The sequence below is a fragment of the Sphingobium fluminis genome, from assembly GCF_037723805.1.
Lineage (GTDB): Bacteria > Pseudomonadota > Alphaproteobacteria > Sphingomonadales > Sphingomonadaceae > Sphingobium.
On sequence record NZ_JBBJUK010000001.1, the window covers coordinates 892738 to 906777 of the forward strand.

Sequence of the window (14040 nt, forward strand, 5' to 3'; positions counted from 1 at the left end):
TGCCATTTTTTACCAAACCGTAACCATGCAACCCATGGATTCGCCCGCTTCCCCTCTAGTCGCCCCCGGCCCGATCTTCGACCGGCGGGCCTGGCCTATGGGAGGACGGCTGGATTATTGGCCGGCACCCGATGGCTGGCCCTTGCGCCGCTATACATTGGGGGCGGGCACGCGTGGCCGGATGCTGGTGCTGGGCGGGCGCGGCGACATGATCGAAAAATATCTGGAGGTCGTGCATCATTGGGCGGAACGCGGCTGGGCGGTCACCAGCTTTGACTGGCGAGGACAGGGCGGGTCGGGGCGGCTGACCGACGATCCGCTGACGGGCCATATCGCGGATTTCGGTCAGTGGATCGCCGACCTTAAAGCCTTTGCCGCAGACTGGCGCGGTGAGGGCGGCAGCCCGGCGGCGATCGTGGCGCACAGCATGGGCGGTCATCTGTTGCTGCGTGCGCTGGCGGAGGGGATGATCCCGCCCGACGCCGCCGTCACCGTTGCGCCGATGCTGGGGCTGCGCACAGCGCCGCTTCCCCATGGGTTCGCGGTGGCGCTGGCGGCGCTCATGTGTCGCCTTGGCTTTGCGGATCGGCAGGCCTGGACCCAGAATGAAGGGTCCGAGCGCCAGCGGGCACTTCGCCAGAAGCGGCTGACCCACGATCCCGACCGTTATGCCGATGAACTATGGTGGCGCGATCACAGCCGGGATGTCGCTTTGGGGCCGCCGAGCTGGGCCTGGGTGGCCCAGGCGCTTGCCTCTACCAGCGCGCTGGAGGCTGAAGGCACGCTGGAGCGGATCATAACCCCGCTGCTGGTACTGGCGACGCGCGCCGACCAACTGGTCTCGACTGCCGCGATCGAGCGGATGGTGGGGCGGTTGCCCGACGCGCAGCTTCATATCTATGGCCGGGAAGCAGCCCATGAACTGCTGCGTGAACTCGATCCGGTCCGGCTCGACGCACTGAAGCGAATCGACCATTTTCTCGATCAGGTCGCGCCATGACGTCCGACATCGTCATCGTCGGCGGCGGCATTGCTGGGGCCAGTCTTGGCGCAAAACTGGCCGAACAGGCGAAGGTAACGATCCTCGAAATGGAAGATAGCGCCGGCTATCATGCGACGGGACGTTCTGTCGCCTTCTGGGAAGAAACCTATGGCGGACCCGTCGTCCAGCCGCTGACGACGGCGTCGGAGGCGATGCTGTCGTCGCCGGACCCGGCTTTTTCGGAAACCGGCTTTCTCTCGCCACGTCAAACCTTGCACGTCGGACGCGAACAGGACCGTCCCGCCTATGATCGGCTGCTGCGCGACTATGCGGGGAAGGTCGAACTGCTGCCGGTCTCGCCAGCGGGGATCGTCCCCGGTTTGCGGTCCGATTGGACGATCGGCCTGATGGAGCCGAGCTGTCAGGATATCGATGTCAATGCGCTGCATCAGGCCTATTTGCGCCGTGTGCGTTCGCTGGGGGGCGAAATCAGGTTGGCCACCGCGCTCCGGCGGGCGAAGTCTGACAGTGGGGGCTGGCATATCGAAACGAATCATGGCGCGATCGCATGCGCTTTGGTCGTCAACGCCGCCGGTGCCTGGGCCGATCCTGTGGCGCGCGCCTGCGGGGTAGAACCGATCGGCATCCAGCCGTTGCGCCGTACCGTCGTCCAGTTGCGCGTCCCTGCCATGCCGGGGCCAAATCTCCCGCTGATCATGGATCTTGGCGGCCGATTTTACTTCAAGCCCAAAGGGGCGGAACGCATCTGGCTTACCCCGCATGACGAGGCGCGGACGGAAGCCTGCGATGCCGCCCCTGAAGAACTGGCGGTCGCCGAGGCAATCGATCAGTTCAGGGCCGTAGTGAACTGGCCGATTGCCGCGGTTGAGCAAAAATGGGCGGGCTTGCGCAGTTTTGCGCCCGACCGCACCCCGGTCTATGGCTTCGATCCGGCCGTTCCGGGCTTTTTCTGGTTTGCCGGGCAGGGGGGCTTTGGTATCCAGACCGCGCCCGCCGCTGCGATGCTGGCGGCCACCCTGATCACCGGCACCAATCCTTCTGGTGCGATTGCCAGCCTCGACGCCACGCTCTATTCTCCAGCGCGGTTTCGTTAACGACACGGCCGGGAGGATGACCATGGCGCACAAGTTCGTAATCGAGAAGAACAAGGCTGGCGATTTCGTCGCGAAGTTCAAATATAATGGCGAAACAATCTTCTGGACCGAAGGCTATGCCAGCAAGGCTGGGGCGAAGAATGCTATCGAATCGGTGTTGAAAAACGGTCCCGGGGCGCCGGTCGAGGAAGCGGAATAAGCTCAAGCGCGGCGGCGGGACGTTACTGGCCGAACCCCGCATCGCGCGCCAGCGCCACCGCTTCGCGCGCGGCGGCGAGCAGCGCGCCGCTCTTCGCTTCGCATTCGCGCTGTTCATATTCGGCGATGGAATCGGCGACGATGCCCGCGCCCGCCTGCACATGCATCACGCCGTCCTTCAGGACGGCGGTACGCAGCACGATGCAGCTGTCCATATTGCCGTCCGGTCCGAAATAGCCGACGCCGCCTGCATAGGCACCGCGCGTTTCCGGTTCCAGTTCGGCAATGATCTCGCACGCCCGCACCTTGGGCGCGCCCGAAACCGTGCCGGCCGGGAAGCCTGCGAACAGCGCGTCGAGTGCGTCTTTCTCCGGCGACAAGCGACCGACCACGTTCGATACGATATGCATGACATGGCTGTAGAATTCGACGGTATAGCTGTCCGTCACGGTCACGCTGCCGGCGGTGGCGACTCGCCCGACATCGTTGCGGCCGAGGTCGAGCAGCATCAGATGTTCGGCGCGCTCCTTGGGGTCGGCAAGCAGGCTTTCGCGGTTGGCGACATCCTCGACGGCGTTCCGGCCGCGGGGACGGGTGCCGGCGATCGGCCGGATCGTGACTTCACCGTCACGCGCACGAACGAGAATTTCCGGGCTGGAGCCGATCAACGCGAAGCCCGGCAGGTCGAGATAATAAAGAAAGGGTGACGGATTGATCCGCCGCAACGCGCGGTAAAGTGCGATCGGCGGCAGCGTGAAGGGGCTGGTGAAACGTTGCGCGAGCACGACCTGAAAGATATCGCCCGCAACGATATATTCCTTCGCCCGATCGACCATGGCGGCATAATGGCTCCGCTCCAGCGCCGGCGTGACCGTGATATCGGCAATGTCGCCCGGCACGTCCTGCTGAGGGGTGGGCCCGGCGAGCCGGGCGGCGGCAGCGTCGATTCGCGCGAGTGCGTCCTCGATCGCGCGATCGGCGTCGGCAAAGCTGCCCTTCCACACCGGGGCGACGAGATAGAGCGCATCGGCCAGCCGATCGAACACGAGGATGACGGTCGGCCGTACGAACAGCATGTCCGGCAACTGGATCGGGTTGGGCGAGGGACGCGGCAGTTTTTCGACCAGTCCCACGGTCTCATAGCCGAAATACCCCACCAGGCAGGCCAGCGCAGGTGGTAGCGCAGGGTCGAGATCGGCCCGACATTCGGCAACGAGCGCGCGCAAGGCTTCGAGTGTGTCGGACCTTTCAGGGACGAAGGCCCCGCGGTCGGTCGCCCATTGCCGGTTGATCTCGGCGCTCCCGCCCTGCGCGCGAAAGACGAGATCGGGGGCGAGGCCGATCAGGCTGTAGCGTCCGCGCACCGCGCCGCCCTCCACCGACTCCAGCAGGAAGTCGCCCCGATCCGGCTCGAACAGCTTGAGCGCGGCGGAAATGGGGGTGTCGGTGTCGGCGATCTGCCGCCGCCAGATGAGCGCCGAGCGGCCCGCCGCCAGCATCGCCCGCGCGCCCTTTACGCCATCTTCCCCCATATGCGGCTCCTATTGCGCGCCATTGCCGCTTGAGCCGAGTGCGCGCTGTACGTCCGTCAGCGCACTGGCCCTGCGGGTGACGCCGAGCTGCTTTTCGACGGCGCGCTCGAACTGCTGGCCATATTCCTGACCTACCACTTCGCCCAGCTGGTCGCGGACCTGACCGAGCAGCGCGGGCTGACCGCCGGCATCGCCGCGTTTGATGGCGTTGAGCTGGACGACGAAATAGCCACGATCCTGGCCGATCGGCATGGTCTTAACCGAATTTGCGGCCATCGCGAAGAGGATGGCGACTTCGGCCGGCGGACGCTGGTCGCCCCGCATGATGTCGGCGCGGCGACCGCCCACAACCTGTGGCGCGGGCAAGCGAACCCCGGCGGCGGCGATCGCGTCGGCCATTTTCGCGCCCTTGGCAACCTTGGTTCGGATCTGTTCGGCCAGCGCCTTGGCCTTTTCATTGCCCGCATTGAGTTTGTACTGGGCGAGCACCAGCGCCTTGATCTTGGCGAGCGGTGGCGGCGCGGCGGCGACGATGTCGCCCGGTGCAGCGAGCGCATAGCGCTTGTCCGGCACGATCGGGACCAGTTGGGCGTCATCGTCCGCGCTCATCGAGAAGATGGGCCCAAGCAGCGCGCGGATGTCAGGCGTCGGCACGAAGGCCGGATCGTCGACCTGCTTCCCGCTCGCGAGCAGCGACGGGCTCGTTTCCAGCTTCAGACCATTATCCTTGACGACCTCGGCAAAAGTACCGCCATTGGCGATCTCATCCTCGATCTTGCCGGTAAAGTCGGTCAGCAACTGCTTCTGCTTCTGGGCCCGGAGCGCCTCTACGATCTCGCTACGCGCGGCGTCCAGCGAACGCGCAGGTGTCGCCTGGATGGCGGTCACACGGAACAGCACCCAGCCGAGCGATCCCCGAACCGGCCCGACCAGCTCGCCTTGTTTCGCCGCGAAGGCGGCAGTCGCCACGGCAGCCGAAGATGCCGTGGTCAGTGCCTCGCGGCTCTGGTCGGCAAGGGTCGCTGCGGCAAGGCCGACGCCCTGCGCGGCCGCCGCGAGGGTCTTACCGCCCCTCACCTGATCGGCGATGGCCTTGGCCCCAGCCTGCGTCGGCAGCACCAGCTGCTCGATGCTGCGGCTTTCCTTCGCCGCATAGCGCGCCTTATTCTGGCTGAAATAGGCGGCGATCTCCGCTTCGGTAGGCTCTGATGCTTGCGCGAAGCGTTCGGCGTCGATCACTGCGTAGCGGATCTTGCGCTGCTCTGGGATCGTGAACCGCGCTGTATTGCGCTGATAATAACCGGCCAGTTGCGCGTCGGTCGGGTCCTTGCTGTCGAGGAAAGCGATGGCGGGAATAGCCGCGATCGTTCCCTGCCGCGCCTCCAGCAACAGTGACGCATAGGGCAGCACCATGCTGTCAGTCAGCTTTACGCCGACACCGACCGGGCCGAGTATCTGCTTGGCGAGAATTTCGCGCGCGATATCGTCACGCAACGCCTGCTCGGTGATGCGTTCGCGCACCAGCAGTTGGCGGAACATGTCCTGGCTGAAATTGCCGGCGGCATCCTGAAAAGCGGGGATCTGCGCGATCTGCGCATCCACCAGCCGCTTGCTGATATGCACGCCCTGATCCTTGGCATATTCCTTCAGCGTCATCGCGGCGACCAGCTGGTCGAGAACCTGCGCCGCGCCGCCCTGTGCCAGGAAATCGCCGATCTGCATGCCCGGATTGGCCTTGCGCGCATTTTCGAACACGCGCTGGACGCGGTCCTGAAATTCCGCCGACGAAAGCCGTGCCCTGCCAGCCTTCGCCACCGTATCGCCGCTGCCGATCGACCCGCCGAACTTGCCGCTACTAATGTCTCCCGCGATGAAGGCGAACGCGATTACGCCGAGGAAGAGCAGGGCGAACGCCGCCCCATATTTCGATTTGATGAAGCGGCGAAAAACTGAAAGCATGAAACGTCCGAACCTGCGGAGATGTGGCGGCACGCTTTAGGCGGGGATCGCCGCGGCGGCAAGTGCGCCATGGCGCGCGATCTGGACAAATGCCGTCGGGCCGTCCATCGGCGAGCGTAACAGGCAACAGGGATGGGCAATCGATGAGCAGGCGCAAGCTGGTGGTCGGCAACTGGAAGATGAACGGGATGCGCGCGCATCTGGCCGAAATCGAGGCAATCGACCGGATCGCGGACGCGCATCCGGCGGTCGAGGTAGGATTATGCCTGCCCGCGACGCTGGTCATGGCGGCGTCGGACAAGCAGGGCGGGGCCTTTATCGGTGGCCAGGATTGCCACATGAACGCGAACGGCGCGCATACCGGTTGCCTGTCGGCACAGATGCTCGTCGAAGCCGGCGCGACTTGGGTCATCGTCGGCCATAGCGAACGGCGGCAGGATCAGGGCGAGACCGACGCCCATATTGCCGCCAAGGCGCTGGCGGCGAGGGCCGCTGGCCTTAAGGTGATCCTGTGCGTGGGCGAAAGCCTGGACGTGCGCGACGCCGGTAATGCCGAGGCCGTGGTGTCGGCGCAATTGCTCGCCTCACTGCCGGACGGTGCGGCGGCGGACTGGCTGGCGATCGCCTATGAGCCGATCTGGGCGATCGGCACCGGCCGCATCCCGACGATGGAAGCGGTTGCCATGATGCATTCGGCTTTGCGGGCGGCGCTGGCCGGCAGGATCGGCGCGGAGGCGGACAAGATGCGGATTCTCTATGGTGGGTCGATGAACGGCGACAACGCCACGGAGCTTATGGCTATCGCCGATGTCGACGGCGGCCTTGTCGGCGGCGCGAGCCTGACCGCCGCGAAGTTCGAGCCGGTGATAGCGGCGGCGGGCTGAATTCCTGGCAAGCGGGAAGGGCAGGTTGAACCGCCGGCCCATCCCCGCTATGTGCCCGCCATCCCATCATTGTCCCGGACCCAGCCGCCCCCATGTTCACATTCCTCCTCGTCGTGCAGGCCATCATTGCCGCCTGCCTCGTCACCGTCATTCTGATGCAGCGGTCGGAAGGTGGCGGTCTGGGCGTCGGTGGTAGCCCGGCGGGGCTGATGTCGGCGCGCGGCGCGGCGGATTTCCTGACGCGCTCTACCACGGTGCTGGCGACGATCTTCGTCATCCTCTCGGTCGTGCTGGCGGTGATCGCTTCGACTCGTCATGCGCCCGGCACCATCGACACGTCGCTGGTGAAGCCCGCATCGACCGCACCGGCCGGGCCGCAGCCCGCACCCGGTAGCGCCGACCCGCTGGCCGGCGCAGCCAAGGCTGTCGGCAACGGGGCCGCATCGAACGGCGCGGTCCCGCTCGCCAACTAACCCGTCAATCGCATTGCGCGATATTTTTTAACGGGCGTGCGGATTCGCGCGCTTGCCCAACTCGTTTGTATAAGGCTAAGCCTCCCCTCCCATGGCGCGGTATATTTTCATCACCGGCGGCGTGGTCTCCTCGCTTGGCAAAGGCCTAATGGCCGCTTCCCTTGCAGCGCTGCTGCAAGCGCGTGGATATCGCGTGCGAATCCGGAAGTTCGATCCCTATCTCAACGTCGATCCGGGCACGATGTCGCCTTATCAGCATGGCGAAGTCTATGTGACCGACGATGGCGCGGAGACCGATCTCGACCTTGGCCATTATGAGCGCTTTACCGGCGTTTCGGCGCGCCAGTCGGACAATGTGACACAGGGCCGCGTCTATCAGACGATCATCACTAAGGAACGGCGCGGCGACTATCTGGGCGCGACGGTGCAGGTCATCCCGCACGTTACCGACGAGATCAAGGCGTTCGCGCTTGCGGAAACGGACGATCTCGATTTCGTGCTGTGCGAAATCGGCGGCACGGTCGGCGATATCGAATCGCTGCCCTTCATGGAGGCGATCCGCCAGCTCCATAACGATCTCGATCGCGGCCAGTCGATCTTCGTCCATGTGACGCTGGTGCCGTATATCGCGGCGGCGGGCGAGCTGAAGACCAAGCCGACCCAGCACAGCGTGCGCGAACTGACCTCGCTGGGCATCCAGCCCGACATATTGCTGTGCCGTTGCGAAAAGCCGCTGCCCGAAAGCGAACGGCGCAAAATCGCGCTGTTCTGCAATGTCCGCCCCGAAGCGGTGATCCCGGCGCTTGACGCCAGCAGCATCTATGCCGTGCCGGCGCAATATCACGCCGAAGGGCTCGATATCGAAGTGCTGCGCGCCTTTGGCATCGAGGGCGCGCCAAGCCCGACGCTCGACCGCTGGGCCGACATCATGGACCGCCAGCAGAACCCGGAAGGCGAAGTCACCATCGGCGTGGTCGGCAAATATGTCGGCCTGCCCGATGCGTATAAGTCGCTGCACGAGGCGCTGACCCATGGCGGCTTCGCCAATCGGGTGAAGGTCAACGTGAAGTGGCTCGACGCCGAATTGTTCGAGGAAGAAGGCGAGGACATCGCGTCGCGGCTGGAGCCGATGCACGGCATTCTCGTACCCGGCGGCTTCGGCGTGCGCGGCTCGGAAGGCAAGATCGCCAGCGTCCGCTTCGCGCGCGAACGGGGCGTGCCCTTTTTCGGCATTTGCCTGGGCATGCAGATGGCCTGTATCGAGGGTGCGCGGAACACGGCGGGCATCCCCCATGCCTCCACCACCGAATTTGGCGAGACGTCTGAGCCGGTCGTGGGCCTCATCACCGAATGGATGAGCGCCGAGGGGTTGCAGAAGCGCACCGCCGAGACCGACCTTGGCGGCACGATGCGGCTGGGCGCTTATCCGGCCAAGCTGGATGGCAACAGCGTGGTCGCTGGCATCTATGGTGCGGGCGACATCAGCGAGCGGCATCGCCATCGTTATGAAGTCAACGCCGGCTATCGCGAGCCGCTGGAAAAGGGCGGGCTGATCTTTTCGGGCATGTCGCCGGACGGCATGCTGCCCGAAATCGTCGAGCGGCCGGACCATCCCTGGTTCGTTGGCGTGCAGTTCCACCCGGAACTCAAGAGCAAGCCGTTCGACCCACATCCCCTGTTCGCGAGCTTTATCGAGGCGGCGGTGAAGCAGAGTCGGCTGGTTTAACCTGCTGGTCAAACGCTTTTTTTGGGCCGAATCGCTTGCTAGTGGACAGCCCTAATGCAAAGTTGGGGTGGATACTTCGCTACGCTATCGTTCAGCGTCTGAACGAGCGCCTAGTAAGAAATTTGGCGTTGCTCAAAGGAACATGTTCATGACGATAGTTGCTGTAGGCTATACTGGCCTTCTGCCATTTGAGCAGCTCCTTGGTAGCTCATTTGATGATAATGAACGTGTATATGGCAATAGCCCAAATTCAGATTCCGTTAGTATTTCCGGATCTTATCCAATTATTAATGTTACTATATCCGGATCAGGATTTATCTATGCTGATGGGCCTCCCTATGATCGCCCTGCTTATGAATTTTTGCCTGTTGCCGGAGTAGTAAATTCATTGTCTTTCGGATATCTTTCCGGTTATTATGATTTTTTGGGATTTAGCCAATTCAGCGTTGATGCTTCAGATTTTCGGGCTGCGTTCCAAAACAAAGATTTTTCATTACTTCAAAATAGTCTGTTCGGCGGCGACGACATTATATTCGGCGGCCCCGGTTATAATCCCCTTACTTTTTATGGGGGATCCGGGAACGACATTTTTTACGGAAATAGTGGCCTCAGCACATTTTTTGGCGAGAGCGGCAACGATTTCTTCATAGGTGGAAACGGTAGCGGCAGATTTTTCGGCGGGGATGGCGACGATTATCTTGCGGGGGGTGGGTCAAGCGACACACTGTCGGGCGGCACAGGTGCGGATGTTTTGCTGGGCGGTGACGGTAGCGATACGCTTGACGGGGGCGCCGGCGCGGATTTTTTCGACGGCGGCAACGGATTGGATTTGGTGTCGTATGAGACTGCGACCAGCGGTGTCGAGCAGTCGATCGAATTTGGTGGGGGCACCGGTGATGCGGCGGGCGACGTGCTATTTTCTATCGAGGGTCTGATCGGCTCCGATTTCGATGATATATTGTCGGGCAATCATTTTGCTGGCGACGGGTTATTCGGCGGGCTCGGCAGCGACCAGCTTTTCGGTTTTGACGGCAACGATAACCTTTCTGGTGGTAGTGGCGATGATATCTTGCTTGGAGGGGCTGGCAATGACAGTCTGTTCGGCGGTGAGGGTAATGACATGCTGTCAGGGGGCACGGGCGCTGATTATATTTCCGGTGACGCCGGAGTCGACGCGGTATCCTATCGTGATGCGACTTCGGGCGTTGCCCTTGGCCTTGGCGACTATTTCGACAGCACAAATTCTTCCTTTTTTGGCTTGGGTTCCGGTGGCGAGGCCTTGGGGGATCGCTTGTTCTTGATCGAAAATGTCTGGGGCAGCGATTTCAGCGACGAAATTATCGGAGACATCAACAATAACCAACTGTTGGGCTTCGCTGGCAATGACAGTTTGAGCGGCGGAGGAGGTAACGACATCGTGAGTGGCGGTGCCGGACGCGACATTTTACTCGGCGGGGCTGGCGACGATACTCTGTTCGGGGGAGACGGGCGCGATACACTGACCGGCGGAATCGATGCGGACCTGTTTGCTTACACGCGATGGGAAAGTGAAGGCGGGGACACCATCACCGATTTCGAATCGGGCGTCGATAAGATGGGCTTCTCCACCTACTGGTTCGGCATTCCGACACCAGGTGCAGTCCAGGCGAGCGAGGCCGATTTCGTGACCGACGGCACGGTCTTTTCCTATCGTCCGACCTTTTTGTGGAACGAAACCGCCGGTGACCTGCGTTACGATCCCGACGGGCTTGGAGCGACCGGCATCGTGTCGATCGCGACCTTTTCGCCAGGCACCACGTTGCTTGCCAGCGATCTCTGGGTAGCGTGATGCTGCGGGCGAGCGGGGGAATTGCCCGCCCGCCTTCAATATCGCTGCATCGGCTTGAGCAGAAGTTCCTGCGATCGACATTCTCTTGACGCGAGTTCGCTAAGGAATGGCTGCACGATTAATGTTGCAGCTTTCCAGCTTCCCACCTATATCGCGCTTGCTTCCTTACATCGTCAAACATGTCAGGGTCGCAGGCCAAACGGTCTGCGGCGGTGACGAGCATATATGATATTTGCCGGAGACGTGCATGGCGGACATCGCCGAACTGACAGCATTGATCGAACCCGAGGTAAAGGCCCTGGGCTTTGACCTGGTGCGCGTGAAGCTGTTCGGATCGGGTGACGAACGCACCTTGCAGATCATGGCCGAGCGGCGCGAAACGCGGCAACTGGTGATCGAAGATTGCATGACGATCTCGCGCCGGTTGTCGGACCTGTTCGATGAGGTCGACCCGATCGAGGAAGCCTATCGGCTGGAAGTCAGTTCGCCCGGCATCGACCGGCCGTTGACCCGCTTGCACGACTTTGTGGAGTGGGGCGGGTTCGAAGCCCGGATCACGGTGACCGAAGCCATTGGCGGGCGCAAGACGTTCAAGGGCGTGCTTGGCGGTGTCGAGGGCGACGAAGTACAGTTCAAGGATACCAAAGTGGGTGATGTCGTCATCCCCTTTGCCCTGATCGAGGGCGCCAAGCTGGTGCTGACCGACGCACTTATTTCTGCTACCATGCCGCTGTCTTCCGAAGGCGCGGACGAAATCGAAACCGAAGGATAAGGGTTCACTAGCCATGGCCAACGCCATTTCCGCCAATAGGGCCGAACTGATCGCGATCGCCAACAGCGTCGCATCCGAAAAGATGATCGACAAGGCGATCGTCATCGAAGCGATGGAGGACGCGATCCAGCGCGCCGCTCGTGCCCGCTATGGCGCCGAAAATGATATTCGCGCCAAGCTCGATCCCGATACCGGCGATCTTCGCCTGTGGCGCGTCGTGGAAGTCGTCGACACAGTCGAGGATTATTTCAAGCAGGTCGATATCAAGGCGGCTGAAAAGCTGCAAAAGGGCGCCGTCGTCGGCGACTTCATCGTCGATCCGCTGCCCGCTATCGACCTTGGCCGCATCGATGCCCAGTCCGCCAAGCAGGTGATCTTCCAGAAGGTCCGCGATGCCGAGCGCGAGCGCCAGCATGAAGAATTCAAGGATCGCGTCGGCGAGATTATCACCGGCGTGGTGAAATCGGTCGAATTCGGTCATGTCGTCGTCAATCTGGGCCGCGCCGAGGGCGTCATCCGCCGCGATCAGCAGATCCCGCGCGAAGTCGTTCGCGTCGGCGACCGCATCCGTTCGGTGATCCTTAACGTGCGCCGCGAAAATCGCGGGCCGCAGATTTTCCTCAGCCGCGCGCATCCCGACTTCATGAAGAAGCTGTTCGCGCAGGAAGTCCCCGAAATTTACGATGGCGTAATCACCATCATGGCCGCCGCCCGCGATCCGGGCAGCCGCGCCAAGATCGGCGTCATCAGCCGTGACGGCAGCATCGATCCGGTCGGCGCCTGCGTCGGCATGAAGGGCAGCCGGGTGCAGGCCGTCGTGCAGGAAATGCAGGGCGAAAAGATCGACATCATTCCCTGGTCGGAAGATACGGCGACCTTCGTCGTCAATGCGCTTCAGCCAGCCCAGGTCAGCCGCGTCGTCATCGACGAGGAAGAAGAGCGGATTGAGGTCGTGGTGCCTGACGATCAGCTGAGCCTCGCCATCGGCCGTCGCGGCCAGAATGTTCGTCTCGCCAGCCAGCTGACCGGCAAGGCGATCGACATCATGACCGAAGCCGACGCCAGCGAAAAACGCCAGAAGGAGTTCGTGACCCGGTCCGAACTGTTCCAGAACGAACTGGATGTGGACGAGACGCTGTCGCAGCTCCTGGTCGCCGAAGGTTTCGGCGAGCTGGAAGAGGTTGCTTATGTCAGCATCGACGAGTTGGCCTCCATCGAAGGCTTTGACGACGATCTGGCCGCCGAGTTGCAGAACCGGGCGCAGGAAGCGCTCGATCGGCGCGAAGCGGCTGCGCGTGAAGAGCGTCAGGCGATGGGCGTCGAGGATGCGCTGGCCGAAATCCCGCATCTGACCGAGGCGATGCTGGTGACGCTCGGCAAGGCGGGCATCAAGACGCTCGACGATCTCGCCGATCTCGCCACCGACGAGCTGGTGCAGAAGAAGCGGGTCGATCAGCGCCGCCGCAAGACCGAAGTGTCCGAGGACAAGGGCGGCGTTCTGGCGGCGTTCGGCCTGTCCGAAGAGCAGGGCAATGAGATCATCATGGCCGCCCGCGCGCACTGGTTCGAAGACGAGGAAGCCTGACACCCATGCCATTTGTCGACATCCGTCTGGCCGGCAGCGCCACCCGCGAGCAGAAAGCCGCGTTGGTAACCGACATCACCCGGTCGCTCGTTGAGCGGCTGGGGAAGCCGGCGGCTGCGGTACAGATCAATATCACGGAACTGTCGACAGAAAATTATGGCGCGGGCGGTCAGTTGATCGCAGACCGGGCGTCCAGCTCTCAACCAAGGGAGGACGCCAGTGCTGCGGTCTCTCCCCAATGAGAGTTTAGGCGCTCTCGACAGCTTCGGGGTTGCAGGTTCATCCGTTTGGGCGGAGGGGCAGGCATGACCGAACGCAAATGCATTTTAACGGGCGACCGCGCCGATCCCGACATGCTGGTCCGGCTTGCGGTTGGACCGGAAGGACAGGTCCTGCCTGATATCCGTGCCAAGGCGCCGGGACGGGGCGCATGGATAGGCGTTACACGGGCTGAACTCGAAACGGCGCTGGCCAAGGGCAAGCTGAAGGGCGCGCTTGCCCGCGCGTTCAAGACCGGTGATCTGCACATTGCCGACGGCCTTGCCGACCTGATCGAAACGGGACTGCGCAAGGCGCTGCTCGATCGGCTGGGTCTGGAAGCAAAGGCGTCGATGCTGCTCACGGGATCGGAAAAGATCGAGGTGGCGTGCCGCAAGGGCATCGTCCATCTGCTGCTCCATGCCGGCGATGCGGCGTCGGACGGCAATCGCAAACTCGATCAGGCGCTGCGTGTCGGGCAGGAAGCGGAAGGCGCGGATCTTGCCGGCCTCGTCTTGCCTGTGGACCGGGACGCCCTATCTATGGCAATGGGGCGCGATAATGTCGTCCATATCGCGGTAACCGACTCGCGCGCGGCGATACGCTTGCGCGCGGCCCTGGGCCGCTTGGAAAGCTATCTGGGTTGCGCTACCGAGGCGCCCGTGCAGGGGGAGCAGGACTCCGCCGATGCGCCGGGCGCCCAGGTTGCATGAAATGATGCGTCGGCG

Annotated in this window: 13 protein-coding genes; 11 read left to right on the forward strand and 2 right to left on the reverse strand. The window is 62.7% G+C overall.

The genetic code is table 11. The features are described 5' to 3' along the window. Positions 1–25 precede the first annotated feature (25 nt). Genes WG907_RS04630 through WG907_RS04640 form a run of 3 tightly spaced genes read left to right on the forward strand, consistent with a single transcriptional unit; the run spans position 26 to position 2296 of the window. On the forward strand, positions 26–1000 hold the full coding sequence (locus tag WG907_RS04630; RefSeq protein WP_340231449.1) for an alpha/beta fold hydrolase: 975 nt from the start codon (positions 26–28) through the stop codon (positions 998–1000). Further along, positions 997–2097 carry an NAD(P)/FAD-dependent oxidoreductase gene (locus WG907_RS04635; RefSeq protein WP_340231450.1) on the forward strand — a complete coding sequence of 367 codons (1101 nt, stop codon included), beginning with the start codon at positions 997–999 and terminating at the stop codon, positions 2095–2097. Before WG907_RS04630 ends, WG907_RS04635 begins: the two co-directional genes overlap by 4 nt. 22 nt (positions 2098–2119) lie before the next feature. Next, entirely contained in the window at positions 2120–2296 is a 177-nt protein-coding gene (locus WG907_RS04640) for a YegP family protein (protein ID WP_340231451.1), read from the forward strand. A gap of 22 nt (positions 2297–2318) precedes the next feature. Here WG907_RS04640 and trpE read toward each other — a convergent pair whose 3' ends face one another. Then, complete coding sequence (gene trpE / locus WG907_RS04645; protein ID WP_340231453.1) at positions 2319–3827, reverse strand: anthranilate synthase component I; 1509 nt, start codon at positions 3825–3827, stop codon at positions 2319–2321. 9 nt (positions 3828–3836) lie between these two features. After that, complete coding sequence (locus tag WG907_RS04650; protein WP_340231454.1) at positions 3837–5786, reverse strand: peptidylprolyl isomerase; 1950 nt, start codon at positions 5784–5786, stop codon at positions 3837–3839. A 143-nt stretch (positions 5787–5929) separates the two neighbouring features. Here WG907_RS04650 and tpiA point away from each other — a divergent pair, with 143 nt between their 5' ends. The 8 genes from tpiA to WG907_RS04690 all read left to right on the forward strand — a co-directional run bounded on the left by tpiA (position 5930) and on the right by WG907_RS04690 (position 14025). Further along, positions 5930–6670 carry a triose-phosphate isomerase gene (tpiA, locus tag WG907_RS04655; protein ID WP_340231455.1) on the forward strand — a complete coding sequence of 247 codons (741 nt, stop codon included), beginning with the start codon at positions 5930–5932 and terminating at the stop codon, positions 6668–6670. Between the two features lie 92 nt (positions 6671–6762). Further along, the gene (secG, locus tag WG907_RS04660) at positions 6763–7143 is read left to right on the forward strand and encodes a preprotein translocase subunit SecG (RefSeq protein ID WP_340231456.1); all 381 of its coding nucleotides are present in this window, start codon (positions 6763–6765) and stop codon (positions 7141–7143) included. A 91-nt stretch (positions 7144–7234) separates the two neighbouring features. Beyond that, complete coding sequence (pyrG, locus tag WG907_RS04665; protein ID WP_340231457.1) at positions 7235–8869, forward strand: CTP synthase; 1635 nt, start codon at positions 7235–7237, stop codon at positions 8867–8869. Positions 8870–9017: 148 nt separating this feature from the next. Next, entirely contained in the window at positions 9018–10697 is a 1680-nt protein-coding gene (locus WG907_RS04670; protein ID WP_340231458.1) for a calcium-binding protein, read from the forward strand. Positions 10698–10944: 247 nt separating this feature from the next. Further along, positions 10945–11469: a ribosome maturation protein RimP gene (rimP, locus tag WG907_RS04675; protein WP_340231459.1), complete on the forward strand. Its 525-nt coding sequence runs from the start codon at positions 10945–10947 to the stop codon at positions 11467–11469. A gap of 13 nt (positions 11470–11482) precedes the next feature. Beyond that, positions 11483–13054, forward strand: a complete 1572-nt coding sequence (nusA, locus tag WG907_RS04680; protein ID WP_340231460.1) for a transcription termination factor NusA — start codon at positions 11483–11485, stop codon at positions 13052–13054. Positions 13055–13059: 5 nt separating this feature from the next. Beyond that, on the forward strand, positions 13060–13296 hold the full coding sequence (locus WG907_RS04685) for a tautomerase family protein (RefSeq protein WP_340231461.1): 237 nt from the start codon (positions 13060–13062) through the stop codon (positions 13294–13296). Positions 13297–13359: 63 nt separating this feature from the next. Further along, positions 13360–14025 carry a DUF448 domain-containing protein gene (locus WG907_RS04690; RefSeq protein WP_340231462.1) on the forward strand — a complete coding sequence of 222 codons (666 nt, stop codon included), beginning with the start codon at positions 13360–13362 and terminating at the stop codon, positions 14023–14025. The last annotated feature ends 15 nt before the right edge of the window (positions 14026–14040 follow it).

Coding starts and splice junctions, on each gene's coding strand:
- WG907_RS04630 (WP_340231449.1), top strand. CDS start 26: ATGCAACCCATGGATTCGCCCGCTTCCCCTCTAGTCGCCCCCGGCCCG.
- WG907_RS04635 (WP_340231450.1), top strand. CDS start 997: ATGACGTCCGACATCGTCATCGTCGGCGGCGGCATTGCTGGGGCCAGT.
- WG907_RS04640 (WP_340231451.1), top strand. CDS start 2,120: ATGGCGCACAAGTTCGTAATCGAGAAGAACAAGGCTGGCGATTTCGTC.
- trpE (WP_340231453.1), bottom strand. CDS start 3,827: ATGGGGGAAGATGGCGTAAAGGGCGCGCGGGCGATGCTGGCGGCGGGC.
- WG907_RS04650 (WP_340231454.1), bottom strand. CDS start 5,786: ATGCTTTCAGTTTTTCGCCGCTTCATCAAATCGAAATATGGGGCGGCG.
- tpiA (WP_340231455.1), top strand. CDS start 5,930: ATGAGCAGGCGCAAGCTGGTGGTCGGCAACTGGAAGATGAACGGGATG.
- secG (WP_340231456.1), top strand. CDS start 6,763: ATGTTCACATTCCTCCTCGTCGTGCAGGCCATCATTGCCGCCTGCCTC.
- pyrG (WP_340231457.1), top strand. CDS start 7,235: ATGGCGCGGTATATTTTCATCACCGGCGGCGTGGTCTCCTCGCTTGGC.
- WG907_RS04670 (WP_340231458.1), top strand. CDS start 9,018: ATGACGATAGTTGCTGTAGGCTATACTGGCCTTCTGCCATTTGAGCAG.
- rimP (WP_340231459.1), top strand. CDS start 10,945: ATGGCGGACATCGCCGAACTGACAGCATTGATCGAACCCGAGGTAAAG.
- nusA (WP_340231460.1), top strand. CDS start 11,483: ATGGCCAACGCCATTTCCGCCAATAGGGCCGAACTGATCGCGATCGCC.
- WG907_RS04685 (WP_340231461.1), top strand. CDS start 13,060: ATGCCATTTGTCGACATCCGTCTGGCCGGCAGCGCCACCCGCGAGCAG.
- WG907_RS04690 (WP_340231462.1), top strand. CDS start 13,360: ATGACCGAACGCAAATGCATTTTAACGGGCGACCGCGCCGATCCCGAC.